This window comes from Serinicoccus shuyuelongi, assembly GCF_045032955.1.
Lineage (GTDB): Bacteria > Actinomycetota > Actinomycetes > Actinomycetales > Dermatophilaceae > Ornithinicoccus.
Window position 1 is genome coordinate 527396 of sequence record NZ_JBJFZU010000002.1, and the last position, 14322, is coordinate 541717.

Below are 14322 nucleotides of genomic sequence, written 5' to 3' on the forward strand. Positions count from 1 at the left end.
GATGGCGACCGGCCGCCCGCTGACGACACGCCTGGCCGACACCCTTCGCAACCCGCTGGCCGTCGCGGCCCTGCTGACCGGGCTGCTGGTCCTCGGCACCGCCGTCCTCGGGCCGGTCATCTGGGGCGAGGCGGCCGAGACCAACGACTTCACCAGCCTGGACCAGCCGGCCAGCGCGGAGCACCTCTTCGGCACCGACAAGCTGGGCCGCGACATCCTGGCCCGGGTGCTGGTGGCGGCGCGGCTCTCGATCGGGCTGGCCGTGGCCGCCACCGCCATCGGCATGGTCCTCGGGGTGCTGCTCGGGTCGGTGGCGAGCATGGCCGGACGGCGGCTCAGCCGGTTCCTGGCGATGATGATCGGCATCGCGGTCGCCTTCCCCGGTCTCCTGCTGGCTCTCTTCTTCGCGGTCATCTTCGGGGTCGGCCCTCGGGGAGCGGTGCTGGCGCTGGGCTTCGCGATGGCGCCGGGGTTCGCGCGCCTCACCCAGACCCTGGCGGCCTCGGTCACCAGTCAGGACTACGTCTCGGCGGCCAGGACGCTCGGGGTCTCCCGGGTACGGATCCTGACCCGGCACGTGCTGCCGAACCTGGCCGAACCGCTGATCGTGAACGGCACCGTCGCCGCGGGGTCGGCACTGCTGGCCTTCGCCGGGCTCTCCTACCTCGGCCTGGGCGTCCAGTCCCCGGCCTACGACTGGGGTCGGATGCTGTCCGAGGGTCTGAACTCGATCTACACCAACCCCTCGGCCGCGCTCGGCCCGGCCCTGGCCATCGTGATCAGCGGTCTGGCCTTCAACTTCGGGGGCGAGTTCGCGGCCCAGGTGGTGGGCGGCCGGTCCCGGGTGCACCGCGCGGTGCCCGCGCTCGCCGGCCCGGCGGCGGTGGCCGCCGCCGGCGGTCGACCTGCCTCCGACGCGGGGGAGGGGGACGCCGTCGTCGCCGCCGACCCGGAGCGCGACCCCGACGCCGCCGTCGCGACCGCCACCGCCGACGCGGACCAGAGAGCGACAGACGCCACCGACGCGACCGCCACCGCCGACGCGGTCCTCTCGGTGCGGGACCTGCAGGTGCGGATCCCGACCGCCGACGGTCTGATCCGACCGGTCCGCGGGGTGGACCTGGACCTGGCGCCCGGCGAGGCGGTCGGCGTGCTGGGCGAGTCCGGGTCGGGCAAGAGCCTGACCGCGCTGGCGATCTCACGGCTCACGCACGACCCGGTGCGGGTCGACGCGCAGCGGCTGCGTTTCGACGGGCTGGACCTGCGGGGCCGGCTCGGGGCCACCGGACGGACCCGGCTGGGCACCTCGCTGAGCATGGTCTTCCAGGACCCGATGAGCTCCCTGAACCCGACGATGCGCGCCGGCGACCAGCTCGCCGAGGTCGCCACCGAGCACCAGGGCAGCAGCTGGCGGGACGCCCGCGCACGGGCCGTCGAGCGCCTCCGCGCCGTCCGCATGTCGGCGGCCGAGCGTCGGTCCCGGCAGCTGCCGCACGAGCTGTCCGGCGGGATGCGGCAGCGGGTGATGATCGCCATGGGCCTGATGGGCGACCCGCGGCTGATCATCGCCGACGAGCCGACCACCGCGCTGGACGTGACGGTCCAGCAGCAGGTGCTGGAGGTCATCCAGTCGACCCGGGAGCGGACCGGGGCGGCGCTGCTGCTCATCTCGCACGACATCTCGGTGGTCAGCAGCGTCTGCGACCGGGTCCTGGTGATGTATGCCGGCCGGGTGGTCGAGGACCTCCCGGTCGCCGATCTCGAGCGGGCCCGCCACCCGTACACCCGTGCCCTGGTCGAGGCCGTGCCGACCATGCAGACGCCCCGCGACGAGAGGCTGAGCAGCATCCCCGGCCGGCCCCCGGACCCGGCGGCGCTGCCGACCGGGTGCCCCTTCGCGCCCCGCTGCCCGCGGGCCGACACGACCTGCACGATCGAACCGCCCCTGGTCCGGCACGCCGCCGGCGCCGTCGCCTGCCACCACCCCGTCGAGGAGACCTCATGACCGCGGCCCTGGACTTCCGCGACGTGACCGTGACCTACGGCACCGGGGCGCACGCGCTGCGGGCCGTCGACGGGGTGAGCCTGCAGGTGCCCGCCGGGTCGGTCGTCGGGCTGGTGGGGGAGTCCGGGTCCGGCAAGTCCACCCTGGCCAGGGCCGCGATCGGGCTGGCCCCGGTGACCGGCGGCAGCATCACCGCGAGCGGTCGACCGCTTCCCCGACGGGGGCGACGCCCGGTGCAGATGGTCTTCCAGGACCCGGTGGCGGCGCTCGACCCCAGGATGAGCGTCCGGGCCAGCCTGACCGAGGCGCTGGGGGTGGCGGGTGCGGTGCCCCGCCGCGAGCGGGAGGCGGAGGTGGCGCGGCTGCTGGAGCTGGTGCATCTCGACCCCGGCCTCGCCGGACGCCTGCCGGCCGCGCTCTCGGGCGGGCAGCGCCAGCGGGTCTCGGTGGCCCGGGCCCTCGCGGCACGACCCGAGGTCATCATCGCCGACGAGATCACCTCGGCGCTGGACGTCTCGGTGCAGGGGGCGATGCTGAACCTGATCCGTGACCTGCGGGCCGAGATGGACCTGTCGATGCTGTTCATCTCGCACAACCTCGCGGTGGTCTGCTACGTCTGCGACGTCGTCGCGGTGATGTACCTCGGCAAGATCGTCGAGGTAGGGCCGACCGCCGAGCTGGTGGCCGACCCGCAGCACCCCTACACGCGCCTGCTCCTGTCCACGGCGCCCCGGGTGGGCGCCTCGCTGGCGGACAGCTCGCTGCCGCCGCAGGTGCAGGACACCGAGCCCGCGGACCCGCACGCGCCGCCGACCGGATGCCGCTTCCACCCCCGCTGCCCGCAGGGCCCCGCGGTCGTCGCCGGGCGGGAGATCTGCGCCCAGCAGGACCCCACGGTCGGGGCGCAGGACCGCCCCCACCAGGCGGCCTGCTGGTTCCCCGGAGGCCCGGTCGACCTGCCGTCCCCCCGTCCTCGTGACCCCCAGCCCGCGGAGGCACCATGACCCCCCTGCCCGACCTGGCCGCCGTCGAGCGGCTGCAACGGCCCAGCGACCCGTCGGTGCTGCCGGACGGCCGCGCGGTCGTCTACGTGGTCACCACCGTGGACACGGAGGCGGACGAGGACGTCAGCCGGTTGTGGATCGCGGCGCCGGGGACCACGGCCCGAGCACTGACCCACGGCCGGCACGACGGCGCACCCCGGGTCAGCCCCGACGGCAGCAGGCTCGCCTTCCTCCGCCCGGTCGACGGGGTGCCCCAGCTGCACCTGCTGCCGCTGGACGAGCCCGGGGAGGTCAGCGTGCTGACCGGTCTCGCCTCGGGGGCAGGCGCCGCCGTCTGGAGCCCGGACGGGTCCTCGATCGCCTTCACCGCTCCGGTCGACGAGGGGTCGGGGGCGACGGAGGAGCGGGGCGCGTCGACGCACCGACCGGTCGTGATCGACCGGCTGGGCTACAAGAACGACGGGTCCGGGTGGGCCCGGTCCGCCCGTGCCCAGCTGCACGTCGTCGAGCTCGGCACCGGCGTGCCCGCCGACGCCGGCGACGATGCCCACCGGGTCGCCCCCGAGACGGGACGGTGCCGCCAGCTCACCACCGGGTATGCCGACCTCGGCCCGCCCCGCTGGCACCCGGACGGCGACCGGCTGGTCGCCTGCGCCGCGCTGGGCGAGGACGCCGACCTGAAGCTGTCCAGCGCCGCCTACGAGGTCCCGGTCACCACCGTGGACGGACCCCGGCCGCAGGAGGAGCTGCACCGGCTGACCCCCGAGGATGCGATGGTCGTGCTCGCCGACTGGCACCCCGACGGCTCCCGGCTGCTGACCGTCGGACGGGCCGACCCTGGCCTCGGGCACCTGCACGTGCTGGAGGCCGTCGGAGGCACCCTCACCTCGCTCACCGTCGGGCTCGACCGCAACGTGATGCCCGGCGGCCCCGGCTACCCGGGAGGCCTGCCACAGGTGAGCGTCACGGGAGACCTCTTCCTCTGCGCCCGGGACCACGGGTCGACCGGGCTCTACCGGATCCCGGCGGGGGCACCCGGGTCCACCGGCCGGGCGGAGCCGGTCGGGGTGCCGGTGGGGGCGCCGACCGACGGGCATACCGAGGTCTCCGGGCTGTCCCTGGCGGCGCGGGCACCGGTCGCGGCGCTGGTGGTGGCCGACGCGAGCAGCTACGGCGAGATCCAGCTCCTCGACCTCGATGACGGCAGCCGCACCACGCTCACCTCGCACACCGCCGACTCGATGCCGGGCCTGGCGCCCTGCCGTCCGGAGGAGCGTTCCTTCGCTGTCTCCGACGGACGGACGGTGCACGGTTTCCTGCTCCGGCCGGACGGGGTCAGCGGGCCCACCCCGTTGCTGCTGGACGTGCACGGGGGGCCGCACAACGCGTGGAGCCCCACCCCCGACGCCGCGCACGTCTACCACCAGATGCTGGTGGCGCAGGGCTGGTCCGTGCTGCTGCTGAACCCCCGGGCCAGCGACGGCTACGGCGAGGACTTCTTCCTGGCCAACGTGGGCCACTGGGGCACCGGGGACCAGGCCGACTTCCTCCAGCCGCTCGCCCGGCTCGTCGACGAGGGGGTGGCCGACCCGGCGCGCCTGGCGCTGACCGGCTACAGCTACGGCGGCTACACCACCTGCTGGCTGACCGGGCATGCCGACCTGTTCGCGGCGGCGGTCGCCGGAGGTGTCGTCGCGGACACCGTGAGCATGCTCGCCTCCGACGTCGGCCACCCGACCATCGGGCTGGAGCTCGGCTCCCTCGACCACGACCGGCTGTGGGAGCAGTCCCCGATGAGCGCCGTGGACCAGGTCCGCACACCCACGCTGATCCTGCACGGTGCCGAGGACGAGCGCTGCCCGGCCGGGCAGGCGGAGCTGTGGTTCGCCGCGCTGCGCGCCCGCGGTCAGCGCCCCGAGCTGGTGCTCTACCCGGGAGCCTCGCACCTGTTCATCCTGAACGGGCGACCCTCGCACCGGCGGGACTACTCCCTCCGGGTCGTCGAGTGGCTGACCCGACACGTCGACCCCCGACCCGCTGAGAAGGAGCCCTCATGAGTACCGAGACCACCCAGCCCGCCACCGGGCAGGCCACCGGGAAGCCCACGTCCACCACCCCGGCGGACAGCGCCTACTGGCGGCACCGGCTGACCGAGCTGATCGCCACCTACCAGGTGCCGGGTGCGTCCCTGGGGATCCTGCGCGGCGGTGCCATCACCGAGGTCACCGCCGGAGTGCTGTCCACCGAGACCGGTGCGGCGGCGACCCCCGACTCGCTGTGGCAGATCGGCTCCATCTCCAAGGTGTGGACCGCCACCCTGGTGCTGCAGCTGGTCGACGAGGGAAGCCTGGAGCTGGACCAGCGGGTGGCCGACGTGCTGCCCGAGTTCACCCTGGTGGACGAGGCCGCCGCCGCCGAGATCACCGTCCGCCAGCTGCTCAACCACACCAGCGGGATGGACGGCGACGTCTTCACCGACACCGGCCGCGGCGACGACTGCATCGCCCGCTACCTGGAGGGGACCGCCACGATCGGGCAGAACCACCCGGTCGCCGCGACCTGGTCCTACTGCAACTCCGGCTACGTCGTGCTCGGCGCCATCATCGAGCGGGTCACCGGGCAGACCTGGGACCAGGCCCTGCGCAGCCGCATCATCGAGCGGCTCGGGCTGAGCCACACCACGACGCTGCCCGAGGAGACGATGCTGCACGCCGCGGCGATCGGGCACATCGGCACCCCGGGGCAGCCCCCGCACCCGACCCCGCAGCTGCTGCTGCCGCGCTCCATGGGACCGGCCGGGCTGATCTCCAGCCGCGTCCACGACCTGCTCTGCTTCGCCCGGGCGCACCTGGCCGGCGGCGTCGCCCCGGACGGGGAACGGCTGCTGAGCGAGGAGTCCGCGCGCCGGATGACCGAGCACCAGGCCACCGTGCCGGACCCGCACACCCTCGGCGGCGACTCGTGGGGACTGGGCTGGATCCGCTTCGACTGGGGCGGGCACCGGCTGATCGGGCACGACGGCACCACCCTGGGTCAGAACGCCTTCCTGCGGATCCTGCCCGGCACCGACGGCGAGGCCGACGACGCCTTCGCGGTGGCGCTGCTGACCAACGGGGGACGCACCCGGGAGCTCTACCAGCAGCTGTTCACCGAGCTGTTCACCGAGCTGCGCGGGGTCCGGATGCCGCCCGCCTTCGCTCCCCCGGAGGACGGACCGGAGCTGGACCTGACCCCCTGGCTGGGGACCTACGAGCGGGCCTCGCTGACCACGCAGATCTCGGTCGAGGACGGCACGCCGATGATCACCCAGACGATGCGGGGGGCGATGGCCGAGCTCGAGCCGGACAGCGCGGTGCAGCGGTGGCCGCTGGTCCCGGTGTCGGAGGGCCTCTACGCCGCGACGCCGCCGGGGACGGACACCCACCTCCCGATCACCTTCTACCAGCTCGACAACGGCACCAGGTACGTGCACTACGGGGTCCGGGCCAACCCGATGACCGACCCCGCCACCCAGCAGGACGCAGGAGAGGACGCATCATGAGCACCCAGGACCGACTGCAGGAGATCGTCACCGAGGAGGCCGAGAAGGCGGGCGTGCCCGGGGTCGCCGTGGGGATGGTGCTCGACGGCGAGGACCACTTCGCCTACCACGGCGTGACCAGCGTGGAGCACCCGCTGCCCGTCGACGCGGGCACCCTGTTCCAGTTCGGCTCGACCGGCAAGACGTTCACCGCGACCGCCGTCATGCGGCTGGTCGACCGTGGTGACGTGGACCTGGACGCTCCGGTGCGCCGCTACCTGCCCGACTTCGCGGTGGCCGACGAGGAGGCCTCCGCGCAGGTCACCGTGCTGAACCTGCTGAACCACACGGCCGGCTGGTCCGGGGACCGGATGGGCGACGTCCGGGACCGCGGTGACGACGCGCTCGCCCGGTTCGTCGCCGGACTCGCGGATGCCCACCAGGAGTTCCCGGTCGGTGCCGGGATGTCCTACAACAACGCCTCGCTGTCGGTGGCGGGCCGGATCATCGAGGTGGTGACCGGCAGCGCGTACGAGCAGGCCATGCGCGAGCTGATCTTCGGTCCGCTGGGGATGGAGCACAGCCTGTTCCTGCCCGAGGACGTGATGACGCACCGGTTCGCCGTGGGTCACGTCCCGGCCGGGGACACGATGGCGATCGCCCGGCCCTGGAACATGCCGCGCGGGAGCGCACCGGCCGGCGGGATCACCGCCGACGCCGGCGACCTGGTCCGCTGGATCCACTTCCACCTGGGCGACGGCACGGCCGCCGACGGCACCCGGGTGCTGGAGGCCGCGTCGCTGCGCCGGATGCAGGAGCCCACGGTGACCGTCAAGGGGTCGGCGCTGGGCGACCACATCGGGATCTCCTGGATGCTCGAGGACCTGGACGGGGCCCGGGTGGTCGCCCACGGTGGCAGCACCATCGGCCAGGAGTCCGCCTTCACGATGATCCCCGAGCGGGGCTTCGGCATCACCAGCACCACCAACGCGTCCGGGCCGGGCACCGTCTTCAACAACGCGGTGGTGCGCCGGGTGCGCGAGGAGTTCCTCGGTCTGACGCCGCGTACGCCGGTACCGGTCGACCGTGACCCGGAGCAGCTGCAGGCCTACGTCGGCAGCTACGACACGGTGGCGCTGACGATCGAGGTCTCGCTCGCGGACCGTGCCCTCTCGGTGATGATGGAGCCCAAGCAGTCCTTCCTGGACTCGCTCGGGGCCAGCCGGGAAGACTTCGTCGAGCCGCCGGTCACGTTGGGCATGGTGGACGACGACGAGTTCGTCGCCACCAGCGGCTCGGCCAGCGGGATGAAGGGGACCTTCGTCCGGGAGGCCGACGGCACCGTGTCCGGCGTGCACATGGGCGGCCGGCTGGCCCGGCGGCTCCCGGTCGGGTGACGGCCTCCACCACCCCCGCGCAGATCGTGTTGCGCGGGGGTCGGGTCGCCGACCCGGCGCGCGGTGACGAGCGGGTCGTCGACGTGCACCTGGCGGGGGGCAGGGTGCACGCGGTCGGCCACCGGCTGCCGGTGCCCGACGGCGCGCAGGTGCTCGACGTGGACGGCTGCGTCGTCGGGCCCGGTTTCGTCGACCTGCACAGCCACGTCAACTCCGTCGCCGGCCAGCGGCTGCAGGCGATGGACGGCGTCACCACGGCGTTGGAGCTGGAGGGCGGGCTGATGCCCGTGGACCTCGCCTACCGGCAGACCGCCGACGAGGGGAGGCCGCTGAACTTCGGCTTCTCGGCCTCCTGGGGTCAGGCCCGGGCGGTGGTGCTGCTCGGCTGGCAGCCGACCCTGGACCTGACCTCCTCGCTCGGCATGCTCGGCGAGCCCGACTGGCAGCGCTCGTCCTCGCCGTCCGAGCTGGGACGGTGGATGGAGCTGCTCCGGGCGGAGGTGGCCGACGGTGCTCTCGGCATCGGCATCCTGCAGGGGTATGCCCCGCGCACCGACCCGGCGGAGTTCACCGCGGTGGCGCGGCTGGCCGCCGAGACGGGCGTGCCGACCTTCACCCACGTCCGGGAGCTGGCCGCGGCCGACCCGAGCACCCCGGTCGACGGCAGCTCAGAGATCGTCGTCGCCGCCGCCGAGACCGGTGCCCGGATGCACCACTGCCATGTGAACAGCACCTCCCGCAGGCACCTGGACCAGGTGCTGGACACCCTGGCCGCGGCCCGGTCGGAGGGCTCGACGGTGACCGTCGAGGCCTACCCGTACGGTGCGGGGAGCACCGGGATCGGCGCGGCCTTCCTCGCGCCGGAACGGCTCGGCGTGTGGGGCCTGGACCCCACCCACCTGGTGCTGCTGCCGGAGGGCACCCGGATCCGGGACGAGGCGCACCTGCGTCAGGTCCGCCGGCAGGACCCCGGGCATGCCTGCATCGTGGAGTTCCTGGACGAGCGTGAGCCCGCGGACCTGGCCTTCCTGCAGCGGGCGCTGGCCTTCCCGGACGCCATCGTGGCCAGCGACGCGATGCCGGTGCTCTGGCCGGACGGCGCCCGGGAGTCGCGACGCTGGCCGTTGCCGCCGGGGGGCAGCACGCACCCGCGGACCAGCGGCACCTTCGCCAAGGCCCTCCGGCTGATGGTGCGCGAGCTCGGCGCCTGGTCGTGGGTGGAGGCGTTCCGGCGCTGCAGCTGGCTTCCGGCGCAGGTGCTCGCCGAGGTCAGCCCGGCCGCGGCCCGCAAGGGCCACCTCTCGGTCGGGGCGGACGCCGACATCGTGGTGCTGGACCCCGACCACGTCTCCGACCGGGCCAGCTATGCGGATCCGACGCGGCCCTCGACGGGCGTGCGGCACCTGCTGGTGCAGGGCGAGCTGGTGGTCCGTGACGCCGAGCTGCAGGAAGGTGCCTTCCCGGGGCAGCCGGTACGGGCCGGGCGCTGACCGACGCCCGGTCGGGCATACTGCGGCACGTCCGCGCACCGTCCAGGGAGGTATGCCGTGGCGCTCGCCCTGCTGGTCACCACCCTCGCCGGCCTGGCCACCTGCCTGGGCGGGTGGCTGGGCACCCGCCCAGCCCTGCTGGCCCCGCACGTGCTGGCCGCGTCGCTGGCCTTCGCCGCGGGTCTGATGCTGACCATCTCGGTGGTCGAGATCATCCCGGGTGCGCTCGCCGGCCTGGGGGAGCTGGTGGGTCCTGGACCGGCCCTGGCCTGGGTGCTCGGCGTCGCGGTGCTGGGGACGCTGACCGTGGTCGTCATCTCCGCGCTCATCCCGCACCGGCTGAACCCCGGGCAGACCACCGGCGGCCGGGAGCTGGAGCGGACCCGGCGGGGCGAGGTGGACGCGCGGCTGCTGGGCAGCGGGATGCTGCTCGCGGTGGTGGTCGGCCTGCACAACCTGCCGGAGGGTCTGGCCACCTTCGTGTCTACTCTGCAGAGCCCCTCCGGCGGCGTGGTGCTGGCCGTCGCGATCGCCCTGCACAACGTGCCCGAGGGGCTCGCGGTCGCGGCGCCCATCTACGCCGCGACCGGCAGCCGTGCCCGGGCCCTGCTCTGGGCCACCCTCTCGGGGCTGGCCGAGCCGGTCGGGGCGGTGCTGGGGTACCTCGCGCTGCGGGCGGTGCTGGCGCCGGAGTGGCTGGACCTCTCGCTCGCCCTGGTGGCCGGGATGATGATCGCGGTGAGCTTCTCGGAGCTGCTGCCGGCAGCGCGGCGCTACCAGCGTCGCACCCGGGAGTCGTTGGTCGGGTTCCTGCTCGGGGCGGTGGTGATGGTGCTGTCGCTGTGGCTGCTGGCGGCACCCTTCGGCTGAGGGTTGAGTGGAATAGACTCAACTTTGGCGAGGTTTCCTGATCAACAGATCGTGACCTCGGCGGACCGTCCGACGGCGGTCGGAAGGAGCAGCTGACCAGATGGACCTCAAGCTCACCACCAAGGCGCAGGAGGCGCTGCAGAGCGCCGTGCGCGACGCGGCCGCGGGCGGCCACGCCCAGGTCGAACCCGGCCACCTGCTGGCCGCGCTCAGCCAGCAGGACGGGACCACCACCGGTCCGTTGCTCGAGGCGACCGGCAGCTCGGCCGCCGACGCCCGCGCGGCAGCCGTGGGGGCCCTGCGCCGGCTCCCCACCGCCAGCGGCTCCAGCATGGGCAACCCGGCGCTCTCCCGGGCCATGCACGGGGTCGTCAAGGACGCCCAGGACTCGATGGCCGCGATGGGTGACCAGTACGTCTCCACCGACCACCTGCTGCTCGCCCTGGCCCGGACCCAGGCCTTCCCCGGGCTGGACGCGACCGCGATCGAGGAGCGCATACCGGCCCTGCGTGGCGGTCGGACGGTGGACTCCACCGACCCCGAGACCACCTTCGACGCGCTCGGCAAGTACGGCACCGACCTGACCGCGATGGCCAGGGACGGCAAGCTCGACCCGGTCATCGGCCGGGACGACGAGATCCGCCGGGTGGTGCAGGTGCTCTCCCGCCGGACCAAGAACAACCCCGTCCTCATCGGTGAACCCGGGGTCGGCAAGACGGCCGTGGTGGAGGGCCTGGCCCAGCGGATCGTGGCCGGTGACGTGCCCGAGTCGCTGCGGGGCAAGACGCTCATCTCCCTCGACCTCGCGGCGATGGTGGCCGGTGCCAAGTACCGCGGCGAGTTCGAGGAGCGGCTCAAGGCGGTCCTCGGCGAGATCACCGGCAGCGACGGGCAGGTGATCACCTTCATCGACGAGCTGCACACCGTGGTCGGGGCCGGAGCCAGCGGCGACTCCTCGATGGACGCCGGCAACATGCTCAAGCCGCTGCTGGCCCGCGGCGAGCTGCGGATGGTCGGCGCGACCACCCTGGACGAGTACCGGGAGAACATCGAGAAGGATCCGGCGCTGGAACGGCGGTTCCAGCAGATCTTCGTCGGCGAGCCCTCGGTGGAGGACGCCATCGCCATCCTGCGCGGGCTCAAGGAACGCTACGAGGCGCACCACAAGGTGGCCATCTCCGACTCCGCGCTGGTGGCGGCGGCCGACCTCTCCGACCGCTACATCAGTGGACGACAGCTGCCGGACAAGGCGATCGACTTGGTCGACGAGGCCGCCAGCCGGCTGCGGATGGAGATCGACTCGTCACCGGTCGAGATCGACCAGCTGCAGCGCCAGGTCGACCGGCTCTCGATGGAGGAGATGCACCTGCGGACGGCCGTCGAGGCGACCGGCGACCCGTCCTCGACGAGTCGGCTGGAGCGGCTGCGGGCGGACCTGGCGGACCGGCGCGAGGAGCTGGCCGCGCTCACCGGGCGGTGGGAGGCGGAGAAGACCGGGCTGAACCGGGTCGGGGAGCTCAAGGCCCGACTGGACGATCTGCGCACCCAGGCCGAGCGGCTGCAGCGCCAGGGCGACTACGAGGGCGCCTCCCGGGTGCTCTACGGAGAGCTCCCGGCAGCCGAGACGGAGCTCGCGACGGCCCAGGAGGAGGAGTCCAGCCAGGTCCACGACCCGGCGAACCCGCCGATGGTCAAGGACGAGGTGGGCGCGGACGACATCGCCGATGTGATCGCCGCCTGGACCGGCATCCCCGCCGGGCGGCTCCTCGAAGGGGAGAGCGAGAAGCTGCTCCGGATGGAGGAGGTCCTCGGCCGACGGCTCATCGGTCAGCAGCGGGCCACCCGCACCGTCAGTGACGCGGTGCGGCGGTCCCGGGCCGGCATCTCCGACCCGGACCGGCCCACCGGCTCCTTCCTCTTCCTCGGGCCCACCGGGGTCGGCAAGACCGAGCTCGCCAAGGCGCTGGCCGACTTCCTCTTCGACGACGAGCGCGCGATGGTGCGGATCGACATGTCGGAGTACTCCGAACGGCACGCGGTGGCGCGCCTCATCGGTGCCCCGCCCGGCTACGTCGGGTACGACGAGGGTGGTCAACTGACCGAGGCGGTCCGACGGCGGCCCTACTCGGTGGTGCTGCTGGACGAGGTCGAGAAGGCGCACCCAGAGACATTCGACATCCTGCTGCAGGTCCTGGACGACGGGCGGCTCACCGACGGGCAGGGCCGCACCGTCGACTTCCGGAACGTCATCCTGGTGATGACCTCCAACCTGGGCAGCCAGTTCCTCATCGACCCGGTGACCGACGCGCAGACCAAGCGCGAGCAGGTGATGGCCGTGGTGCGCTCCACCTTCAAGCCGGAGCTGCTGAACCGGCTCGACGAGGTGGTCGTCTTCGACCCGCTCTCCCGCGAGGAGCTGGCCACCATCGTCGGGCTGCAGGTGGACCTGCTGGCGCGACGGCTCGGCGACCGGCGGATCACCCTGGAGGTCACCGACGCGGCCTCCCGCTGGCTGGCCGAGCGCGGCTACGACCCGGCCTACGGTGCCCGCCCGCTGCGCCGTCTGGTGCAGACCGAGATCGGCGACAGGCTGGCCCGGGCGCTGCTCTCCGGAGAGGTCCGGGACGGGGCGCGTGTGGTGGTCGACGTCACCGAGGACGGGGAGCTGGCGCTGTCCTGAGCTGGGCAGGTGCGCCCGGGCGACGGCCCGGGTGCACGTCTGCTCTTCGCTGGTCGTTCACGCGGCATTCACCCGTCGCGCCAGCGGGTGTCATGTGGGCTGCCTACGTTCGTCTCGGTTGGCAACGGCGCCACCGCGCCTCGTGAGATTCATCAGCGCGGCACGACATCCGTCAGACGTTCCAGAGAGGTTCCACCCGTGAAGCTTCACCGCATCGGTCCGACCGTCGCCATCGCGATGGCGGCCTCGCTCACGCTCGCCGCGTGCGGCGACGACGCGCCCACCACCTCCGCCAACGAGGGGTCCGAGGGCAGCAGCGACGAGTCCGACGGCGGCTCCGAGTCCGCCGACGCCGGTGGGGAGGCCCTGACCGGTGACCTGGTCGCCTCCGGCGCCTCGTCGCAGGAGGCCGCGATGACGGCCTGGATCGCCGGCTACCAGGGTGTCCAGCCCGAGGTGACCGTCCAGTACAACTCGGTCGGCTCCGGCGCCGGCCGCGAGAACCTGATCGCCGGTGCCTCCGACTTCATCGGCTCCGACGCCTACCTCGACGACGACGAGCGCGCGGCGGTCGTCGACAGCTGCGGGGACGGCGGTGCCCTGCACGTCCCGGTCTACATCTCCCCGGTCGCCGTGCCCTACAACCTGCCCGGCGTCGACGGCCTGCAGCTGAAGCCGGACACCCTGGCCCAGATCATGAACCAGGACATCACCGCCTGGGACGACCCGGCCATCGCCGAGGACAACCCGGACGCCGAGCTCCCCGACACGGAGATCACCGTGGTGCACCGTTCGGACGACTCCGGTACCACCGAGAACTTCATGGAGTACCTGTCCGCCGCAGCGCCCGACTCCTGGCCGCACGAGGCGGACGCAGCCTGGCCGGTCTCGGCCGAGGCTGCCGCCCAGAACACCGGCGTCATCGAGGTCATCAACCAGAACGAGGGCACCATCGGGTATGCCGACGCCTCCGTGGTGACCGGCCAGGCCGCCGCCGTGGGCGTGGGCGACGAGTTCGTCGAGTTCTCCCCGGAGGCCGCGGCCCGCGTGGTGGACGCCTCCGAGCCGGCTGACACCGGCCTCGACGGTGACATGGCCCTCGAGCTGGCCCGCGACACCACCGAGTCCGGCGCCTACCCGATCGTCCTGGTCTCCTACCACGTCGCCTGCACCTCCTACGACGACGCGGAGCGGGCCAACCTGGTCAAGGACTTCCTCAGCTACGTCGTCTCCGAGGAGGGGCAGTCCACCGCGTCCGAGGCGGCCGGCTCCGCGCCCATCTCCGAGACCACCCGCGAGAGCGCCCTCAGCCTCATCGACACCATCCAGGGTGGCTGACACCTGAGCACCACGCCT

General features: G+C 73.3%; 9 protein-coding genes. All 9 read left to right on the forward strand.

The window, feature by feature from the left end:
* Position 1 precedes the first annotated feature (1 nt).
* The 9 genes from ACI3EY_RS02720 to pstS all read left to right on the forward strand — a co-directional run bounded on the left by ACI3EY_RS02720 (position 2) and on the right by pstS (position 14304).
* The gene (locus tag ACI3EY_RS02720) at positions 2–2005 is read left to right on the forward strand and encodes a dipeptide/oligopeptide/nickel ABC transporter permease/ATP-binding protein (protein ID WP_405039332.1); all 2004 of its coding nucleotides are present in this window, start codon (positions 2–4) and stop codon (positions 2003–2005) included.
* Positions 2002–3009, forward strand: coding sequence for an ABC transporter ATP-binding protein (locus ACI3EY_RS02725; RefSeq protein ID WP_405038761.1), 1008 nt, complete (start codon positions 2002–2004; stop codon positions 3007–3009). Before ACI3EY_RS02720 ends, ACI3EY_RS02725 begins: the two co-directional genes overlap by 4 nt.
* Positions 3006–5066, forward strand: coding sequence for a S9 family peptidase (locus ACI3EY_RS02730; RefSeq protein WP_405039333.1), 2061 nt, complete (start codon positions 3006–3008; stop codon positions 5064–5066). The genes ACI3EY_RS02725 and ACI3EY_RS02730 overlap by 4 nt, the downstream gene beginning before the upstream one ends.
* Complete coding sequence (locus tag ACI3EY_RS02735) at positions 5063–6550, forward strand: serine hydrolase domain-containing protein (protein ID WP_405039334.1); 1488 nt, start codon at positions 5063–5065, stop codon at positions 6548–6550. The genes ACI3EY_RS02730 and ACI3EY_RS02735 overlap by 4 nt, the downstream gene beginning before the upstream one ends.
* Positions 6547–7926, forward strand: coding sequence for a serine hydrolase domain-containing protein (locus ACI3EY_RS02740; RefSeq protein ID WP_405039335.1), 1380 nt, complete (start codon positions 6547–6549; stop codon positions 7924–7926). Before ACI3EY_RS02735 ends, ACI3EY_RS02740 begins: the two co-directional genes overlap by 4 nt.
* Positions 7923–9416, forward strand: coding sequence for an amidohydrolase family protein (locus ACI3EY_RS02745; protein ID WP_405039336.1), 1494 nt, complete (start codon positions 7923–7925; stop codon positions 9414–9416). The genes ACI3EY_RS02740 and ACI3EY_RS02745 overlap by 4 nt, the downstream gene beginning before the upstream one ends.
* Before the next feature lie 57 nt (positions 9417–9473).
* The gene (locus ACI3EY_RS02750) at positions 9474–10286 is read left to right on the forward strand and encodes a ZIP family metal transporter (protein WP_405039337.1); all 813 of its coding nucleotides are present in this window, start codon (positions 9474–9476) and stop codon (positions 10284–10286) included.
* 100 nt (positions 10287–10386) lie between these two features.
* Positions 10387–12966, forward strand: coding sequence for an ATP-dependent chaperone ClpB (gene clpB / locus ACI3EY_RS02755; protein ID WP_405039338.1), 2580 nt, complete (start codon positions 10387–10389; stop codon positions 12964–12966).
* A gap of 198 nt (positions 12967–13164) precedes the next feature.
* Positions 13165–14304: a phosphate ABC transporter substrate-binding protein PstS gene (gene pstS / locus ACI3EY_RS02760; RefSeq protein ID WP_405039339.1), complete on the forward strand. Its 1140-nt coding sequence runs from the start codon at positions 13165–13167 to the stop codon at positions 14302–14304.
* The last annotated feature ends 18 nt before the right edge of the window (positions 14305–14322 follow it).

Bases quoted from the DNA above. Each gene is read 5' to 3' on its own strand.
- ACI3EY_RS02720 (WP_405039332.1), top strand. From the start codon at position 2: ATGGCGACCGGCCGCCCGCTGACGACACGCCTGGCCGACACCCTTCGC.
- ACI3EY_RS02725 (WP_405038761.1), top strand. From the start codon at position 2,002: ATGACCGCGGCCCTGGACTTCCGCGACGTGACCGTGACCTACGGCACC.
- ACI3EY_RS02730 (WP_405039333.1), top strand. From the start codon at position 3,006: ATGACCCCCCTGCCCGACCTGGCCGCCGTCGAGCGGCTGCAACGGCCC.
- ACI3EY_RS02735 (WP_405039334.1), top strand. From the start codon at position 5,063: ATGAGTACCGAGACCACCCAGCCCGCCACCGGGCAGGCCACCGGGAAG.
- ACI3EY_RS02740 (WP_405039335.1), top strand. From the start codon at position 6,547: ATGAGCACCCAGGACCGACTGCAGGAGATCGTCACCGAGGAGGCCGAG.
- clpB (WP_405039338.1), top strand. From the start codon at position 10,387: ATGGACCTCAAGCTCACCACCAAGGCGCAGGAGGCGCTGCAGAGCGCC.